The organism is Clostridium sp. AM22-11AC (assembly GCF_003473545.1).
Classification (GTDB): domain Bacteria; phylum Bacillota; class Clostridia; order Lachnospirales; family Lachnospiraceae; genus Enterocloster.
The window spans coordinates 19,529-38,173 of record NZ_QUCM01000014.1; the positions used below are offsets into that span (position 1 = coordinate 19,529).

16 protein-coding genes are annotated in these 18,645 nt (G+C 45.2%); all 16 read left to right on the forward strand.

Translation table 11 applies throughout. From position 1 onward, the window contains the following. Positions 1-7: 7 nt before the first annotated feature. The 16 genes from murB to DW251_RS12085 all read left to right on the forward strand — a co-directional run bounded on the left by murB (position 8) and on the right by DW251_RS12085 (position 18,555). Positions 8-958 carry a UDP-N-acetylmuramate dehydrogenase gene (gene murB, locus DW251_RS12010; protein WP_118301282.1) on the forward strand — a complete coding sequence of 317 codons (951 nt, stop codon included), beginning with the start codon at positions 8-10 and terminating at the stop codon, positions 956-958. Continuing rightward, a complete protein-coding gene (gene rapZ / locus DW251_RS12015; RefSeq protein WP_021870237.1) occupies positions 955-1,824 on the forward strand; it encodes an RNase adapter RapZ in 870 nt (289 codons plus the stop codon). The genes murB and rapZ overlap by 4 nt, the downstream gene beginning before the upstream one ends. A gap of 32 nt (positions 1,825-1,856) precedes the next feature. Beyond that, positions 1,857-2,807, forward strand: a complete 951-nt coding sequence (gene whiA / locus DW251_RS12020) for a DNA-binding protein WhiA (RefSeq protein ID WP_021870236.1) — start codon at positions 1,857-1,859, stop codon at positions 2,805-2,807. A 51-nt stretch (positions 2,808-2,858) separates the two neighbouring features. Beyond that, on the forward strand, positions 2,859-3,113 hold the full coding sequence (locus DW251_RS12025; RefSeq protein WP_021870235.1) for an HPr family phosphocarrier protein: 255 nt from the start codon (positions 2,859-2,861) through the stop codon (positions 3,111-3,113). A gap of 111 nt (positions 3,114-3,224) precedes the next feature. After that, positions 3,225-6,704: a DNA polymerase III subunit alpha gene (locus tag DW251_RS12030; protein WP_118301283.1), complete on the forward strand. Its 3,480-nt coding sequence runs from the start codon at positions 3,225-3,227 to the stop codon at positions 6,702-6,704. 87 nt (positions 6,705-6,791) lie between these two features. Next, complete coding sequence (gene pfkA, locus DW251_RS12035) at positions 6,792-7,766, forward strand: 6-phosphofructokinase (protein ID WP_021870233.1); 975 nt, start codon at positions 6,792-6,794, stop codon at positions 7,764-7,766. A 188-nt stretch (positions 7,767-7,954) separates the two neighbouring features. Further along, entirely contained in the window at positions 7,955-8,341 is a 387-nt protein-coding gene (locus tag DW251_RS12040) for a DUF6145 family protein (protein ID WP_118301284.1), read from the forward strand. After that, entirely contained in the window at positions 8,331-9,299 is a 969-nt protein-coding gene (dusB, locus tag DW251_RS12045; protein ID WP_118301285.1) for a tRNA dihydrouridine synthase DusB, read from the forward strand. The genes DW251_RS12040 and dusB overlap by 11 nt, the downstream gene beginning before the upstream one ends. A gap of 387 nt (positions 9,300-9,686) precedes the next feature. After that, a complete protein-coding gene (locus DW251_RS12050; protein ID WP_021870230.1) occupies positions 9,687-10,412 on the forward strand; it encodes a GntR family transcriptional regulator in 726 nt (241 codons plus the stop codon). A 297-nt stretch (positions 10,413-10,709) separates the two neighbouring features. Further along, positions 10,710-11,891 (forward strand): MalY/PatB family protein, encoded by a 1,182-nt coding sequence (locus tag DW251_RS12055; RefSeq protein WP_118301286.1) that lies wholly within the window; start codon positions 10,710-10,712, stop codon positions 11,889-11,891. Positions 11,892-11,893: 2 nt separating this feature from the next. After that, positions 11,894-13,201 (forward strand): APC family permease, encoded by a 1,308-nt coding sequence (locus DW251_RS12060; protein ID WP_118301287.1) that lies wholly within the window; start codon positions 11,894-11,896, stop codon positions 13,199-13,201. An 83-nt stretch (positions 13,202-13,284) separates the two neighbouring features. Then, positions 13,285-14,544 carry an NAD(P)/FAD-dependent oxidoreductase gene (locus DW251_RS12065; RefSeq protein ID WP_118301288.1) on the forward strand — a complete coding sequence of 420 codons (1,260 nt, stop codon included), beginning with the start codon at positions 13,285-13,287 and terminating at the stop codon, positions 14,542-14,544. Beyond that, positions 14,537-16,672 carry a molybdopterin-dependent oxidoreductase gene (locus DW251_RS12070; protein WP_118301289.1) on the forward strand — a complete coding sequence of 712 codons (2,136 nt, stop codon included), beginning with the start codon at positions 14,537-14,539 and terminating at the stop codon, positions 16,670-16,672. Before DW251_RS12065 ends, DW251_RS12070 begins: the two co-directional genes overlap by 8 nt. Further along, a complete protein-coding gene (locus DW251_RS12075) occupies positions 16,669-17,193 on the forward strand; it encodes a 4Fe-4S dicluster domain-containing protein (RefSeq protein ID WP_118301290.1) in 525 nt (174 codons plus the stop codon). The genes DW251_RS12070 and DW251_RS12075 overlap by 4 nt, the downstream gene beginning before the upstream one ends. Before the next feature lie 345 nt (positions 17,194-17,538). Beyond that, positions 17,539-18,222 (forward strand): AzlC family ABC transporter permease, encoded by a 684-nt coding sequence (locus DW251_RS12080; protein ID WP_021870223.1) that lies wholly within the window; start codon positions 17,539-17,541, stop codon positions 18,220-18,222. Beyond that, positions 18,223-18,555 carry an AzlD domain-containing protein gene (locus tag DW251_RS12085; protein WP_118301291.1) on the forward strand — a complete coding sequence of 111 codons (333 nt, stop codon included), beginning with the start codon at positions 18,223-18,225 and terminating at the stop codon, positions 18,553-18,555. It begins immediately after the preceding gene. Positions 18,556-18,645: the final 90 nt, after the last annotated feature.

The following is an 18,645-nucleotide window of genomic DNA, read 5'->3' on the forward strand; positions in this document are numbered from 1 at the left end:
AGACCCCATGTCAGAGTTTTGTGAAAAGCTGGAAGAAAAGCTGAAGGAAGTTATGACTTCAGAGAGAGGAAGCTTCCGCTTTATGGAGCCTATGAAACGGCACACTACTTTCCGCATTGGAGGACCGGCAGCTGTATTTATCAGTCCCGGTTCCGAAGAAGAGCTGAGAGAGGTCCTGAACCTGTTAAAAGAAGAAAATATCCCCTGGACCATCCTGGGAAATGGAAGCAACCTGTTAGTCAGTGATGAAGGCTTTAAGGGAGCGGTTATTTCCATGTCTGAAGGCTGGGCCTATTCCGGCGTATTAAGAGAGGATGAGAAAGCGGGAAAGACCCTTATAAGAGCAGGAGCAGGAGAGCTTTTAAGCCGTACCGCAAGACTGGCTATGGAGTGTTCTCTTACAGGAATGGAATTTGCTTCCGGTATTCCCGGTACCATTGGCGGTGCCCTGGTGATGAATGCAGGTGCCTATGGCTCAGAGATCTGTAATGTCTTATCCAGAGCAAAGGTTATGACAACAGAGGGTGAGATCCTGGAACTTCCTGCAGAGGAACTGGAACTGGGATACCGCACCAGCTGTATCCCGAAGAAAAATTATATTGTATTAGAAGCTGTGTTTGAACTGACCAAGGGAAGCAAAGAAGCCATCAGCAGCCAGATGCGGGAACTGGCAGGAAAACGCAGGGAAAAACAGCCCTTAGAATACCCAAGTGCAGGCAGTACCTTTAAGAGACCAGAGGGATATTTTGCCGCAAAGCTGATCGAGGATGCCGGTTTAAAGGGCTTCTCAGTAGGCGGTGCCATGGTTTCCGAAAAGCACAGCGGTTTTGTGATCAATTACAATGATGCCACAGCAAGTGATGTAATGGAACTTTGCAGACAGGTAAGAGAAAAAGTCAAAGCCTTAAGCGGGGTCGAGCTGGAAATGGAAGTAAAAAGGCTGGGAGAATTCAAATGAAACTTGTGATCGTAACCGGAATGAGCGGGGCAGGAAAGACTATTGCCTTAAAAATGTTGGAGGATATCGGTTTTTACTGTGTGGACAACCTGCCAATCTCTCTGGTGGATAAATTTGTACAGCTTGTATCAGAAGGTACCAGTATTGAAAAAGCAGCTTTAGGTCTGGATATACGAAGCGGGGAAGAGTTGGGAAATCTGGATGAGATCCTGGAAAACTGGCGCAGAAGCAATGTGGATGTACAGGTACTTTTCCTGGATGCCAATGACGCAGTCCTTATTAAACGTTATAAAGAGACTCGCCGTACCCATCCTCTTGCAGGTGCGGGAAGACTGGAAAACGGCATTGAAAAAGAACGGGAAAAACTGGCATTTTTAAAGAGAGAAGCAGATTATATCATTGATACCAGCATGCTCCTTACCAGGGAACTGCGAAAAGAACTGGAAAAGATCTTCTTACAGGATGCCAGATATAAAAACATGTATGTTACAGTTCTTTCTTTCGGCTTTAAATACGGAATACCGGAAGATGCAGACCTGGTATTTGATGTGCGTTTCCTTCCAAATCCATATTATGATGAACACTTACGGCCTCTTACAGGTCAGGTGCAGGCAGTACGGGACTATGTGATGCAGGGCGGAACAGCGGATGCTTTTTTAAAGAAACTGTATGACATGATCGATTTCCTTCTGCCAAACTACATAAATGAAGGAAAGAACCAGTTAGTGATTGCTGTGGGCTGTACAGGAGGAAAACACCGTTCCGTTACTATTGCAAGAGCTTTGTATGAGCATCTGGAGGCAGCCGGGGAATACGGGATCCGTATCGATCACAGAGATATTGATAAAGACAACAAGAAGGCATAGAGCATTTGATTTGATGCAGCAGTGAGGTAAAAATGTCATTTTCTTCCACAGTAAAAGAGGAACTGTCCAGGCAGCTTACCACTGCCAGACATTGCCAGATCGCGGAAATGGCGGCTATCTTAAGCCTTTGCGGACGGGTGAAGATATCGGCATCCGACCACTTTGCCATTGCCATCCATACAGAAAATCTGGCAGTTGCAAGAAAATACTTTACATTATTGAAAAAAACATTTAATATAAATACTGATGTTTTGATCCGTCAGGGCCTGTTACCGGCCCGGAGCAGGACTTACGTTGTAGCAGTGAGAGAACATGAAGATGCCCTTCGTGTTTTACAGGCAGCGAAATTACTGGATGCAAATGGTGAGATCGCAGAAGACCTGTCTTTAGTCCACAACGTGATCGTGCAGAACACCTGTTGCAGACGGGCGTTCATCCGGGGAGCTTTTCTTGCAGCAGGTTCTATCAGTGATCCGGAGAAGTTTTATCACTTTGAGATCACCTGTGCGTCTATGGGGAAGGCAAAGCAGCTTCAGGGACTTATGGCGTCATTTGGTATTGATGCCAGGATCGTATTACGCAAGCGTTATTTTGTGGTATATGTAAAAGAAGGCAGCCAGATCGTTGACCTCTTAAATATCATGGAAGCACCGGTCGCTTTAATGGAACTGGAGAATATACGGATCGTAAAAGAAATGCGCAACACAGTAAACCGTAAAGTAAACTGTGAGACCGCAAACATCAACAAAACAGTTTCTGCGGCGGTGAAGCAGATGGAAGATATCCGCTATATATGTGACACAGTGGGGCTTGAATCTCTTCCGGATAATTTAAAGGAAATGGCTAAAATGCGCCTGGAACGGCCGGAAGCCACTTTAAAAGAACTGGGAGAAGCTCTGGAACCGCCTGTAGGAAAATCCGGTGTTAATCACAGACTGAGAAAATTAAGTCTCATAGCACAGGATATCCGCGAAAGGTCTTAAACAAGGTACCTGGATGGGAAGATCCCATTGGCAGGAATGAGGAGGATAATTATGGTCAAGAAATCTATTAAAATTGAGTTGTCTTCAGGTCTGGAAGCACGTCCGGCAGCTATGCTGGTACAGGTTGCAAGTCAGTATGACAGCAAGATCTACCTGGAAGCTGATTCTAAGCGTGTAAATGCAAAGAGTATTATGGGTATGATGACTCTTGGTCTGGTAACCGGTGAGTCCATTACCGTAGAGGCAGATGGTACTGACGAGGAGCAGGCTGTTGCTGAGATCGAGAAGTACCTGCAAAATCAGTAAAGAGTGTGGGAGAGACAACACTTTTATAGTACGATATAAACAGGCAAAAGAGGCTGCTGTGAACGGGCGGTCTCTTTTTAAATTTTAGAAGTATTTCACAAAGGAGGGTTTATGGCATTTACGCATCTGCATGTCCATACAGAATACAGTCTTTTGGACGGCTCTTCCAAGATCAGAGAGCTGACTGCCAGGGCAAAAGAGCTGGGAATGGACAGCATGGCAATCACTGATCACGGCGTTATGTACGGCGTCATCGACTTTTACCGGGCTGCCAGGGAAGTGGGGATCAAACCCATCCTTGGCTGTGAGGTCTATGTGGCTCCCGGTTCCCGTTTTGACAGGGAAAATGGTGCCGGCGAGGACCGGTATTACCACCTGATCCTTTTGGCGGAAAATAATACAGGCTATAAAAACCTGATGAAGATCGTTTCCAAGGGCTTTGTAGACGGTTTTTATTATAAGCCAAGAGTGGACTTAGACCTTTTAGAAACTTACCATGAAGGCATTATCTCATTAAGCGCCTGCCTTGCAGGTGAGGTACAGAAATACCTGGCAAGAGGCATGTATGAAGAGGCGAAGCGGTCTGCTTTAAGATATTCTGAGATCTTTGGGAAAGACCATTTTTATCTGGAACTTCAGGATCATGGTATACCGGAGCAGAAAATGGTAAATCAGGGACTGCTGCGCCTTTCTCAGGAGACGGGGCTGGAACTGGTGGCTACCAACGACGTTCATTATACCTTTGCGGAAGATGCCAAGGCCCATGACATTTTATTGTGTATCCAGACAGGCAAAAAGGTAACAGATGAGGATCGCATGCGCTATGAAGGAGGACAGTATTACTGCAAATCCGAAGAAGAGATGCGAAAGCTGTTCCCTTATGCACAGGAAGCCATTGACAATACTCATAAGATTGCAGAGCGGTGTAATGTGGAGATCGAGTTTGGTGTTACCAAGCTGCCAAAATATGAGGTACCGGAAGGTTTTGACTCCTGGACTTATTTGAACCACTTATGCCGGGAGGGCTTTAAGACCCGTTATCCGGATGATGACGGCACGTTAAGCCGCCGTCTGGATTATGAATTAGGTGTTATCAAAACCATGGGCTATGTGGATTATTTCCTGATCGTATGGGATTTTATCAATTATGCCCGTTCCCAGAATATTATGGTGGGACCAGGGCGTGGTTCTGCGGCAGGAAGTATCGTTTCTTATACGCTTGGCATTACCAATATTGACCCGGTGCGTTATAACCTGCTCTTTGAGCGTTTCTTAAATCCGGAGCGAGTGTCCATGCCTGATATTGACGTGGATTTCTGCTACGAGCGCAGACAGGAAGTCATTGACTACGTTGTGCGCAAATACGGCAAGGACCAGGTGGTACAGATCGTCACTTTTGGTACACTGGCAGCAAAAGGTGTAGTCCGTGACGTAGGCCGTGTGCTGGATCTGCCTTATGCCATGTGCGACTCCATTGCGAAAATGATCCCCAATGACCTGGGAATGACCTTGGATAAGGCTCTTACGGCCAATCCGGATCTAAAGAAGCTTTATAATGAGGATGAGCAGGTAAAATATCTTATCGATATGTCAAAACGTCTGGAAGGACTGCCAAGACATACCTCCATGCATGCGGCAGGCGTTGTGATCGGCAGCCGTTCTATTGATGAGTTTGTGCCTCTTTCCAGGGCAGCAGACGGAACTATTACCACCCAGTTTACCATGACGACCATTGAAGAGCTGGGATTGTTGAAAATGGACTTCCTGGGCCTTCGTACACTGACGGTGATCCAGAATGCAGTGCGTCTGGCAGAAAAAGACTACGGCATAAAGCTGGATATGGATCATATTGATTACAATGATAAAAAGGTACTGGAGTCTATTGGTACAGGCCGTACAGAAGGCGTGTTCCAGCTTGAAAGCGGCGGTATGAAAGGGTTCATGAAGGAATTGAAGCCGGAGAACCTGGAAGATATCATTGCCGGTATCTCTCTGTACCGTCCGGGCCCAATGGATTTTATCCCACGCTATTTAAAGGGTAAAAATGATAAGACCTCTATTACCTATGAGTGCCCTCAGCTGGAGCCCATCTTAAGCCCGACCTATGGCTGTATCGTTTACCAGGAGCAGGTTATGCAGATCGTCCGTGACCTGGCTGGCTATACCATGGGCCGAAGCGATCTGGTGCGCCGTGCCATGAGTAAGAAAAAGACGGCTGTCATGGAAAAAGAGCGTCAGAACTTCGTTTATGGAAATGAGGCAGAGGGAGTAAAGGGCTGTATCGCCAATGGGATTGATGAAAAGACGGCAAACCATATTTACGATGAGATGATCGATTTTGCAAAATATGCATTTAATAAGTCTCATGCTGCAGCTTATGCTGTGGTTTCTTATCAGACGGCTTATTTAAAATATTATTATCCAAAAGAATTTATGGCAGCACTTATGTCTTCTGTTATGGATAATGTAAGCAAATTTTCGGAATATATCTTAACCTGCCGCCGTATGATGGATATTGCCATCCTGCCGCCGGATATCAACGAAGGAGAAAGCGGCTTCTCTGTATCAGGAGATGGTATCCGCTATGGACTTTCTGCGATCAAAAGCGTGGGAAGGCCGGTCGTAGACGCAATCCTGGAAGAACGGAAGAAAAACGGTATTTTCAGTTCCATGGAAGATTTTATCAACCGTATGACCAACAAAGAGGTGAACCGCCGTACCATTGAAAACTTTATTAAGTCCGGAGCTATGGACTCTCTTCCTGGCACCAGACGGCAGAAGGTGGCAGTGGCGCCGATCCTTCTTGACAATAAAGCAAGGGAGCGTAAAAACGCCTGGGAAGGCCAGATGAGTCTGTTTGACCTGGTATCAGAGGAAGAGAAAAAGGAATATCAGGTATCTTTCCCGGATGTGGGAGAGTATTCCAAGGAAGAGCTGCTGGCTTTTGAAAAGGATATTCTGGGCGTATACATCAGCGGTCATCCATTAGATGATTATGAAGGTCTCTGGAGAAAGAATATCACTGCCACATCTGCTGATTTTATTGTAGATGAAGAGACAGAAGAAGCAGTGGTAAAAGATGGCATGAAGGTGGTAATAGGCGGTCTAGTGGCTGGAAAAGTGGTAAAGACCACAAGGAGCAACCAGCTGATGGCATTTATCACACTGGAAGATCTGATGGGCTCTGTGGAAGTGATCGTTTTTCCGAAAAATTACGAAGCGGACCGGGATGTTTTAACAGAAGACTCCAAGATCTTTATCAAGGGCAGAGTGTCCTTAGGAGATGAACCGGTGGGCAAACTGGTATGCGAGAAGGTGATCCCATTTTCAAAGGTTCCAAGACAGCTGTGGCTGCAGTTTGAAGATAAAGAAATATATCAGGCCATGGAAGGGGAAATTTTAGGCATTTTAAAAGAAAGTGAAGGCCCGGACAGCGTAGTTATCTATTTAAAGAAGGAGCGGGCAAAGAAAATACTGCCTGCAAACTGGAAAGTAGAGGCTGCAGGGGAGCTGATGGAAACATTGATTTGTAAACTTGGTGAAAAAAATGTCAAGCTTGTAGAAAAAAACTTGATTAATCTGGGAAAATGAATTAGAATAGCGTTGTGTATTTATTTAAGAACAGAAGCAACGCACATCAGACCTGGAGATGTGCTTAAAACAAGGAGGTAGATTGGTATGGCAAAGTCAGTAAAGACCATTGGAGTATTAACCAGCGGAGGTGATGCTCCTGGAATGAACGCGGCCATTCGTGCGGTTGTAAGAGGCGCGATCAATAAGGGCCTGAAAGTAAAAGGTATTATGAGAGGATATGCCGGACTTTTGGATGAAGAGATCGTGGATATGGATACTACCAGTGTATCTGATATCATTAACCGGGGCGGTACCATTCTTTATACAGCAAGATGTATGGAATTTACAAAACCGGAAGGACAGGAGAGAGGCGCAGAGATCTGCCGCAAGCATAACATTGACGGTATCGTAGTCATCGGCGGTGACGGATCTTTCCGTGGTGCAGGAAAACTTTCTGCACTGGGCATCAACACCATCGGACTTCCTGGAACCATTGACCTGGATATTGCATGCACGGATTATACCATCGGCTTTGATACAGCTGTAAACACAGCTATGGAAGCCATTGATAAGATCCGTGATACATCTACCTCCCACGAACGCTGCAGTATCGTTGAGGTTATGGGCCGTAATGCAGGTTATATCGCGTTATGGTGCGGTATTGCAAACGGGGCCGAGGATATTCTTCTTCCGGAGCGCTATGACGGCGACGAGCAGGCTCTTATCAACCGTATTATCGAAAACCGTAAGAGAGGTAAGAAACATAACATCATCATCAATGCAGAGGGCATCGGACATTCCGGTTCCATGGCAAAGCGTATTGAAGCAGCAACCGGTATCGAGACCCGTGCTACCATTTTAGGCCACATGCAGCGTGGCGGTACACCTACCTGTAAGGACCGTGTATACGCATCTATTATGGGTGCAAGAGCGGCAGAACTGTTAGCAGAAGGAAAGAGCAACCGTCTGGTAGCTTACAAGCATGGTGAGTTTGTAGATTACGATATTCAGGAAGCACTGAATATGAAGAAGGATATTCCTGAAGAGCAGTACGAGATCGCAAAGCTGCTGGCAAGATAATAAATGTCTGGTCTGCCAGCTGTATGATAAGAATACAAAGTCCGCCGTTACCGGCATCTGCCGGTGCAGCGGACTTTCATGTGTTTCATAAGCCATTAACGAACAAACCGCCTGCGTAAACAGGCAGTAGAGCACGTCAGTGCGGATTTGTGAGTGTGGTGGGGTGATGTATAGAAAGGAAAGAAAATATGACAGATAAAGTAGTGCTCTGCGGAGCCAATTCCTATGAGCAGAAATACTATTTCAACGAGGAATTCCAGTCCCTGCCTCAGTCTGTAAAAGATGAACTGCACATTATGTGCGTTCTTTTTACAGAAGATGTAGGCGGTATCCTTACTATGGAATACGATGAAAAGGGAAATCTGGATTTTCAGGTCATCTCTGAAGAGGGAGATTATCTCTTTGATGAGATCGGAAGTGTATTAAAGATCAAGGAGTACCAGGAGACAAAGAAAGAGCTTCTGGAAGCGTTGGAGCTTTATTACAGAACCTTCTTTTTAGGGGAAAATGTAGACTGGGGAGAGGAAAAAGAGGACCAGGAAGGCGACGATAAGGGAGAAACAGATGAAGTTTAAGATCGGTGATACCCTTTTAGATAACAACGTATTTCTGGCACCTATGGCAGGTGTGACAGATCTGCCTTTCCGCCTTTTATGCAGGGAACAGGGTGCAGGCATGTCAGTGACAGAAATGGTCAGTGCCAAGGCTATTTTATACAAAAACAAAAACACAAAAGAACTTCTGGCAGTGGATCCGGCAGAAGGTCCTGTTTCTGTACAGCTGTTTGGCTCCGATCCGGAGATCATGGCAGCGATCGCAGCCCAGATCGAGGACGGGCCCTATGTTGCCATTGATGTAAATATGGGATGCCCGGTGCCAAAGATCGTCAACAATCACGAAGGTTCTGCTCTGATGAAAGATCCGGCCCAGGCAGAAAAAGTGCTTACTGCCATGGTAAAGGCAGTGAAAAAGCCGGTGACTGTAAAATTCCGCAAAGGCTTTAATGACCAGAACATTAATGCCGTTGAGTTTGCAAAAATGGCAGAAAGCTGCGGCGTAGCAGCTGTGGCAGTCCATGGCCGCACCAGGGAACAGTATTATTCCGGAAAGGCAGACTGGGATATTATCCGCCAGGTAAAAGAGGCGGTAAAGATACCGGTGATCGGAAACGGAGATGTATTTACACCTGAGGACGCAAAACGACTGTTAGATGAAACCGGCTGTGATGGTATTATGGTAGGCAGAGGAGCCAAGGGAAATCCCTGGATCTTTAAACGCATTACCCATTATCTGGAAACAGGTGAACTGCTGCCGGGACCTACCCTTATGGAAGTACGGGATATGATCCTGCGCCATGGAAAGATGCTGACGGAGTATAAGGGTGAGATGATTGCCATGCGTGAAATGCGCAGCCACATGGCCTGGTACACCAAGGGAATGCGAAATTCCGCGGCCCTGCGCTGTGAGATCAACCAGGTAGAGACATTGGAAGGTCTGGCAGAGCTTCTGGAAAAGCGGATGGAAGCAGAATAAGAGCTGGTAAAAGAAAAATAAAACCAGGAACAGGTAAAAATAAAAAAGCGTTATTTAGATAAAAATATAACGAAATGACAGCAAAGAGCAGGCAGGACAGAAGGAAAGTCTTACCTGCTTTCTTTCTTTTTTAGAGATATAACTTATTTTAATTTAATACATGTTATGAAAATAAAGTAGAACAGCACATGTCTTAATTAATACAAGATATGGCGGAATAAACCAAAGGAAAATAGAAAAAATAGGGGGTTTTTAGAAAAATGTGCCTAAAAAATAAAGAAAAACTTGTAGAAAAGTTAAAAAAATCTAAAATACACTTGACTTATTTTAATACATGGTGTATGGTTATTACACCATACAGTTGCAGACAGGAGAGGAGGCAACACTGTGAATAAATTATCAAATAAACCTTTATATGATCAGGTGTTTGACCAGATCAAAGATATGATACGCAGTGGTACCTACTGCGCCGGGGATCAGCTTCCCAGCGAAAAGGAACTGATGGAACGTATGGGAGTCAGCAGAGTAACTGTCCGCCAGGCACTTCGCCTTTTAGCTGATGCAGGTATTATTGAGACCCGCAAAGGAAAGGGAAGTATCGTCAGCGTTGACTGGAAAAATTTGCTGGATCCCGGAGAGTTAAAAGACCAGGCAGAAAAATACTGGCGTCAATTTGAACTCTCCACAAAGGCCAGAAGGCTCATCGAACCTGCTATTGCAAAGCAGGCGGCGTTTATGGCTACACCGGAAGATATTGCCAGACTGGAGCGTATTTACGAAAACGACCAGGTGGTGATCGAAGGCCCGAATCTGTATGTGGAAGAGGGCAGAGGACTTCAATCTTTCCACGGCTGCTTATGGGAGATCGTAAAAAATCCCCTGTTAGAGCCGGTATGGAACGCAGTTGTCCTTCCTTCCAATGAGATCCGTACACTGCCTCTTATTTTTCCTGTAGACCAGGAGTTAAACAGAGAACAGGTACGTATCCAGCATGGAAATATTCTGGAAGCAGTGAAAAACCATGATGGTGAATACGCATATTTTCATATGTTAGTCCACTGCGACTGGATTTATAACACATATAAGCAGTATTTTGATGAATTCTGCAGGTAAACTCTGATACCGGATTGCTACGTGCTATGCACTCTCGCAATCCTTAAAAACATTCGTAATCCGCTCATTTTTCTTCAAAAAATGGCTACTTACTCATGTTTTTGGCGGGTCCCAAGGTCAAAAAGCCTCCTGCAAGCAAGCTTGCGTCGGTTTTTCGACCTTTTGACCCTGGTATCACAATTCTTTGGCTGTAATTTTCCCGGACAGTGCAGGGCCCGTACCGCCTGGGGATTTGGCATTATACAATGAAAGTGTTGAAAAACACATTCAGTTTTACATTATTTTGGAGGTGCAGTAATGAAGTACGATTTTAACAAAGTACAGGACCGCATTGGCTCTGACTCCATTAAGTGGGAAAAACAGCTGAAATTTGGTACAAAGACAGGACTTCTTCCTTTCTGGATCGCTGATACTGACTTTGCAACATTGCCGGAAGCGGTAGAGGCAATGAAGAAACGTCTGGAACATCCGGTTTTCGGCTATACCACGACAGGAGAGAGAACTTTGGAAACAGTAAGAGGCTGGTATAAGCGCCGTCATCAGGTAGATCTGCCTGTCAGTGCTTTTTCTCCTTCTGAAGGTGTTGTTACATCTATCTGGTTCTCAATCCGCGGCTTTACACAGCCGGGAGACGGAGTTTTAGTGTTTACTCCTGTATATGACCCATTTTTCGCTGTGATCAACAACCAGGGAAGAAAACAGGTTGACTGTCCACTGGTTTACAGCGAAGGCCGTTACACCATTGACTGGGAAGATCTGGAAAAGAAATTAGCCGGTGGTGATGTAAAGGCCATGATCTTCTGCAACCCGCACAACCCGGTAGGCCGTGTATGGACAGAAGATGAGGTCAGAAATATCGTAGAACTGTGTAAGAAATATTCCATATGGCTGTTCTCTGATGAGATCCATGGAGATGTAGTCCTTTACGGACATCAGTATACTTCTGCTGCACGTTTCGCTGATGTGTACGATCATATGCTGGTCTACACCGCGATCAGCAAGACCTTTAACATGGCAGGTCTTCATTCTTCCTGTACCATTATTCCAAATCCGGAGTACAAGAAGATCCAGGAAGACACCCTTCGCCAGGCATGGCTTATGAGCCCTAACTGCATGGCAAACAGTGCCATTGAAGCCTGCTATACATATGGTGATGAATGGGTAGATGAACAGAATGCATACCTTACAGAAAATGCTGAATTTGTTACCAGCTATCTGAAAGAGCATGCACCACAGATCAAGCCTGTTAAGCCAGAAGGTACTTACCTGATGTGGTTAGACTGCAGCGGACTTTCCATGACTTCCGAGGAGATGGTAAAGATCCTGGCATCTGAATATAAGATGGCAGTAGGAGGAGGAGCCGGATATCAGGGCAATGGAGAACATTTCCTCCGCTTTAATATCGGCTGTCCAAGAGAGACTCTTGAAAAGGGTATGGAAATACTGGCACAGTTTGTGGCAGATAAGAAAGGGGTATAACTATGGAAAACAAAAAACTGAATTTCTGGGAATGCATGAGTTTCTGTATTGGCCAGATCGTTGGTTCCGGTGTATTTGTACTGACTGGTATCGTAATCGGACTGACCGGACACGGCGCACCTTACGGCTTTGTTCTTGCAGCACTGATCGCTGTATGTCAGCTGGTTCCAATGGCAACTCTGGCATCCAGTATGCCTGCAACCGGAGGCAGCTATGTGTATGCTAAAAAACTGATCGGACCAAGAGCATCTTTCGTATTCTTAATGATGTTCGTTCTTCAGCAGGTACTGATCGCAACCTTCGCTATTGGCTTTGCAAGCTATGTAGCTGTTATCTTCCCTGATGTAAATCAGAAGTTAGTAGCACTTGGCGCACTGACTCTGGCAGTAGTAGTAAACATGATCGGCCTTAAGACTTCTGCAAAAGTACAGAAGTTCATGGTAGCATTATTGCTGATTTCTCTGTTTATTTACATTGTATTTGGTCTTCCTAAGGTAGACTGGTCTGCACTGGCATTGAATAAAGAAAATATTATGCCAAACGGTCCAATGAAATTTCTTCGCGGTGCTGCAATGCTTTCCTTTGCATGTGCAGGTGCTAAGTTCTTAGCTGAGAATGGCGGTGAAGTAGAAAATCCTGGAAAGACTATTCCGAAAGCCATGGTATTTTCTACACTGCTTGTTGCAATTTTCTATGCTTTAGTTGGTATCGTTGCTGCCTGCGTTCTTCCTGTAGAAGAAGTAGCTGGTGTAAATATCTCTGTAGTAGCAAAATCCGTATTCCCTGCACCGATCTACCTGTTCTTCGTAATCGGCGGTGCCTGGTTCGCATTACTGACCACTTTAAATGGTACCTTATCCTGGACCACACGTTCTCTTCAGAGAGCTGCTATGGACGGATGGCTGCCAGAGGCATGTGCAAAGGAAAATAAGGGCGGTACACCTGTTATCCTGTTATTATTCTTCTTTGTAGTTGGTATTATTCCAATCGTAACTGGTATGAATACTTCTGATATCGCAAACATGGGTACTGGCTGTGGTAAGCTGACTGACCTGTTAATGGTATATGCCTGCTTCCGTCTGCCTAAGGTATTCCCGGAAGAATACAGAAAATCTGCTCTGTACATGAGCCCTGCAAAGTTAAATGTAGCTCTGGCAGTTGTATTCGTTGTACTGGCAGCTACTTCCTATGTCAGCCTGTCCAGCTTAAATGCAAGACAGTTCCTGTACATTGGTCTGTTTATCCTTGCAGCGATCGTGCTGATGTTAGTTCGTTATAAGAACGTAAAAGATAAAATGGATCAGCAGTAAGCACTGTCTGATACCGGGAAAACGCGGTGGGGTGTTGCGGCAATAACATTCTCACCGCGTTCCCTGTTATGGGAGGTAAGACTATGAAATATGCAGTAGTAGGCTTTGGTACAGCCGGCTACCATGCAGTGAAAAAGATCCGTGAACTGGATAAAGAAGGATGCATTGATGTATACAGCAATACAGGTCGTGCCCCTTATAATCCTATGCTGACGACTTATTATGCTTTTGGAAAGCTGGAATATGAGGGAATGTTTCCTTTCGGCGATCTGGAGCAGATACAAAAAGAAGTGGATTTTAACCTTCGCAGGGAACAGGTGATCAAGGTTCATGGATCAGAACATCTGGTAGAAACAGAAAATGGATCAGAGCAGTATGACCGCATTCTGATCGCAACAGGCGCAAGGGCATTTGCTCCTCCTGTAAAAGGACTGGAGCCAGAGGATGCATTTTTAATGCGTACAGTAGAAGATGCCCTTCGTTTTAAAGACAGACTAAAGAAAAATGATATTAAACATGCCGTTGTGATCGGCGCTTCCATGGCTGGTATCAAGGTAGTGGAAGTCCTTCACAAATATGGCATCGAGACCTGGCTTTTAGATCTGGCAAGCTATATTTTCCCTCTGGCTGCCTACAAAGAAGTAGCAAAAGAGATCGAAAAGAGAGTAGAAGCCCAGGGCGTTCATCTGATGTTTGGGGTCACCATTGACCATATGGAACAGGAAAACGGGGAAAAGACAGCTGTTTTAACAGATGGAAGCCGCATTCCTGCTGATATCGTTGGCCTGTGTATTGGTACAAGAGCCATTACAGACACCGTTCAGGGAGAAGTGGAGATTGGAAGAGGTATTGTGGTAGATGACCATATGCGTACTTCTGTTCCCGGAATTTATGCTGCAGGTGACTGCTGTGAAGGCAACAACCTGGAAAGCGGCCAGAACCAGATCATTGGTCTGTGGGCCAATGCCAATCACCAGGGTGAAACTGCCGGTATCAACATGGCGGGGGGAGATATGGCCTATAAGGGAAATATCCTTCACAATATCACCCATTTTATGAATATGGATTTTATTGGTTTTGGAGACAACCGGATGCAGGGAGAGGTCCTAGAATACGGTTCTCTTTCAGAAGATCTGTATATCCGCCTTGTATTAGACGGAAAGCGCATTGTAGGCGCTAATATTTTAGACAATTATCGTGTCAGCGGCATTATTAAAAACTATATGCTGCGGCTGTTTGCTGGTGAACAGTTTGTTCTGCCGGATTATCAGCGGGCTATGCTGGTAAAAGCGGGACTTTCCGTTCCTTTTATAGATGAAGTTGAGGAGAAGATTCATGGATAGTTTAGAGGCTTTAAAAAAAGCAAAGATACCGGGACCGGAGACCGGCATTGAAAAAAAGAATACGGTCTGTGCTATCTGTTCTCCGGCATACAACTGCGGTGTATGCGCTTATGTAAAAGATGGAAAAATGGTAAAACTGGAAGGTTTGGATGAACATCCAAGAAATAAGGGATGTCTATGTACAAAAGGACTTTCCGGCCGTGGTTTTGCTTACAGAGAAGACCGTATCAAGACACCTCTTCGCCGCATTGGCAAAAGAGGAGAAGGAAAATTTGAACCGATCACCTGGGATGAAGCCTATAAGGAGATCGCTGAAAAGCTAAATCACATTAAAGAGACAGATGGCCCTCAGGCAGTAGCATTTTTCGGCGGTTACAATAAATGGTTCCGTCCGTGGCTGCGCCGGTTTGCCCATTCTTTTGGAACTATGAACTATGGTACAGAGTCCAGCACCTGTATGACGGCTGGCTGGATGGCATGGAAAACAGCCATCGGACAGCTGGCAAAGCCGGATATGCCAAACTGTGACCTGCTTCTTGGCTGGGCATTTAATCCTTATTATTCCGGTTACTTAAAGGCTCAGGGAGCAGAAAAAGCAAGAGCAAGAGGTATGAAAGTCATTGTAGTAGACCCAAAGATCACGCCTACTACAGAAAAAATGTGTGATCTGCATCTGCGTCCTTATCCGGGAACAGACGGCGCTTTGGCCCTGTGCATGGGAAATGTACTGATCCAGAAAGGCTGGATCGATAAAGAATACATTGACAAGTATGTACATGGTTTTAAAGAATATGCCCAGTATGCAGCAGGATTTAATGAGACCAATGTAGAAAAGCTGACAGGCGTTCCCTATGAGTTAGTGGTAAAGGCCTGCGAGATGATCCATGAAAGCAAGTCCATGGCCATTAACGAAAACAGTGCGCCTATTCCACACCACAAAAACGGTTTCCAGAATTACCGTGCCATTATGGCGCTTTCAGCTTTGACCGGCAATTTTGACCGCAAAGGCGGACAGCTGCCGGGAGAACATACATTTACTCACCAGATCGCAGGTTTTACTACCCTGGAAGATGAATTTGCCGACGGCACAGAGCCAAAGGATGCAGTCCTTCCAGTAGGAGCCATCAGGTTCCCGTTGTGGTATCATATGGAACGGGAGATGCAGTGCGTGGACCTGCCAAGGCAGATCCATGAGGGAACACCTTATCCTGTTAAGGCATTATTTGCTCTGGGCTTAAATTACCGCATTCTTCCAGATGACCAGTATTTTAAGTCTGCCATGGAGAAACTGGACTTTTTCGTAGATGCAGACCTGTTTATGACTGACGCTGCAAAAATGGCAGATATTGTCCTTCCGGTGTGCACTTCCTATGAAAGAGGAGAGTTAGAGACTTATCCAGGCGGCTATGCATGGCTGACCAAACCTGCCATTGACAGAGTAGGAGAGAGCAAGTCAGACGCAGAGATCTTATGTGAACTGGCAAAAGTAATGAACCTGGGGGATAAGCGCCTGGAAGAAGGCTATGAGAAAAACATTGAGGAGATTTTATCTAACCTGGATCTTACAATGGATGAACTGCGTTCCAGTGACCTGCCTGTAAAAGTGCGGGGGGTAAAACCTTATGTTCCGGGAACGATCCTTGAAAAAGGCTGCAAGACTCCAACTGGTAAATTTGAGTTATATTCAGAACTGATCGCTTCTCATCCGGAATGGCACTTAGATGCCCTTCCAACTTATTGCGAGCCAATGGATGAAGCAGATGAAACCGTATATCCGTTTATTCTCTGCTCCGGCGGAAGATTGCCAAATGCTATCCATTCCCGTCTCCACAAGGTACCGTGGGTACGCAGCCTGCGTCCGGATCCTATGGCAGATATTTCCATAGAAGATGCACAGGCATTGGGCTTAAAAGAGGGGGACGATATAGAACTGTTTACAGAAAGAGGAACCATTTCCGTAAAAGTACATCCAACACACAGGGTGCAAAAAAATGTGGTCTTCTTCTATCATGGATATTCGGAAGCAGATGTAAACTCCCTGATGTCCGGAACCCATGTAGACCCATATTCCGGTTTCCCGGCTTATAATTCTACCAGATGTGGTATGAGAAAGAAGGTGCAGCGATGAAGAAATATGCAATAGATCTGGATATTACCAAGTGTATTTCCTGCGGAGCCTGCTCCATCGCCTGCATGGATCAGAACGACTTTCAGGTAAAAGAAGGGCAGAGACCTTTCAGAAATGTATTTGACCTGGAAATGGAGCAAAAAGGAGAGGTAAAATACAGCCACCTGTCTTTAGCCTGCATGCACTGTAGCGATGCGCCTTGCATTACCGCCTGCCCAAGCGCCTGTCTGCGCAAAGATCCGGAGACCAACCTTACAGTTTACGATACCACTAACTGTATCGGCTGTCACAGCTGCGCTATGGCATGTCCTTATGGTATCCCTTCCTTTGGGGAAAATGGCAAGATGATTAAATGTGACGGCTGCTATGTAAGAGTCCATCACGGAATGCTTCCGGCCTGCGTAAAAGCCTGTCCGGTAAAGGCGCTGCAATTAGTAGATACAGAAGCCAAAGAACCGCAGATCCCACCGGAACATTCTTTAAGGATGACAAGTGCGGGAATGTTGAAGCAGCAGGTGTAAGTAAAAATAACTGCATCCATAAGCCAGAACCTATTTTACATGTGAGAAAAAGATTTGTTATAATGATACTGTCGCAGATTAGGCATTTTTGTCTGGTCTGTGGCAGTATTTTTATTGCCATGGATTTGAAAAATGGAAAATATTGTAAAAATAAACAGGAGAAGGTCATATGGAAAAAGCTCTGAAAAAGAGAGAAGCCCAGGCAGTTGTGATCGAAGAAATGAGAAGGACCGGAAAGATCATTCCAAGGATCGGAAAGACGAAAAGTCCACTTACCCATTGACAAAGTAGGAATTAAAAGATATGATAAGCGCAAAGAAAACGGAGTGAAAGGACATCTACGGTATGACAAGATCACAGATCCGAAAATATGCGTTTATCAAATCCATTCCCATTATGTGCAGCTATATTTTTGTCAGTATGGCTTATGGTATTATGATGGAAGATGCAGGTTTTAAGTGGTATTATTCTTTGCTGGTGAGCCTGACCGTGTATACAGGCGCCTTCCAGTTTGTGCTGATCACATTTTTAAGCAGCGGAGCTTCTATTATAACAGTGGCTCTCACAGCACTGCTGATGAACAGCCGTCAGAGTTTTTACAGCCTTACGTTCCTGGAAGATTTTAAGAAAATGGGAAAACGGATGCTTTATATGATCCATACCATGACAGATGAGACCTATGCCGTAAACTGTACGCTGGAACTGCCACAGAAAGAAAAAGAGGATACCATGTTCCTGGTGGCATTTTTCAGCCGTTGTTACTGGATGATCGGTTCTGTTTTAGGCGGAATGTTAGGACAGCTGATCCCGTGGGATATGGAAGGCATTGATTTCTGCATGACAGCCCTGTTTGTGATCATTTTTATTGACCAGTGGGAGAAGGCAGACAGACATACACCGGCTTTAGCTGGTCTTGGGATCGGCATTATCTGCCTGATCATATTTGGGGCTTCCGGTTTTATGCTTCCGGCACTTTTACTTACATCAGGATTATTAGTGGTGTTACAGAAGAGAAAGGAGGAAGTATAGATGAGTACAGAAAGAATATTGATCATGATCGCAGTTTCTGCTCTTTGTACCTTCTTTTTGAGGGCTCTTCCGTTTCTGGCTTTCGGCGGATCACAGAAGATGCCGGACTGGCTGGACCGATTGGGAAAAACACTTCCCTCAGCGATCATGGCAGTGCTGATCGTCTACTGTTTGAAAGATGTGGGAAGTGATGTGGTACATATCGGACTTCCAAAGATAGCAGCGGTAGTGATCGTAGCGTTGTCTTATAAATGGAAGCATAATACATTAGTAAGTATTGCAGTAGGAACGGCCGGATATATGATCCTTCTTCGAGTGGCAGCTATGTTGTAAGATTCATGCATCTGGCGGAACAGAGAATGTATACATATTGGAAAAACATATAGAAAGAGCATATAAAAAAGCGGTGCAGGAAGCATATCC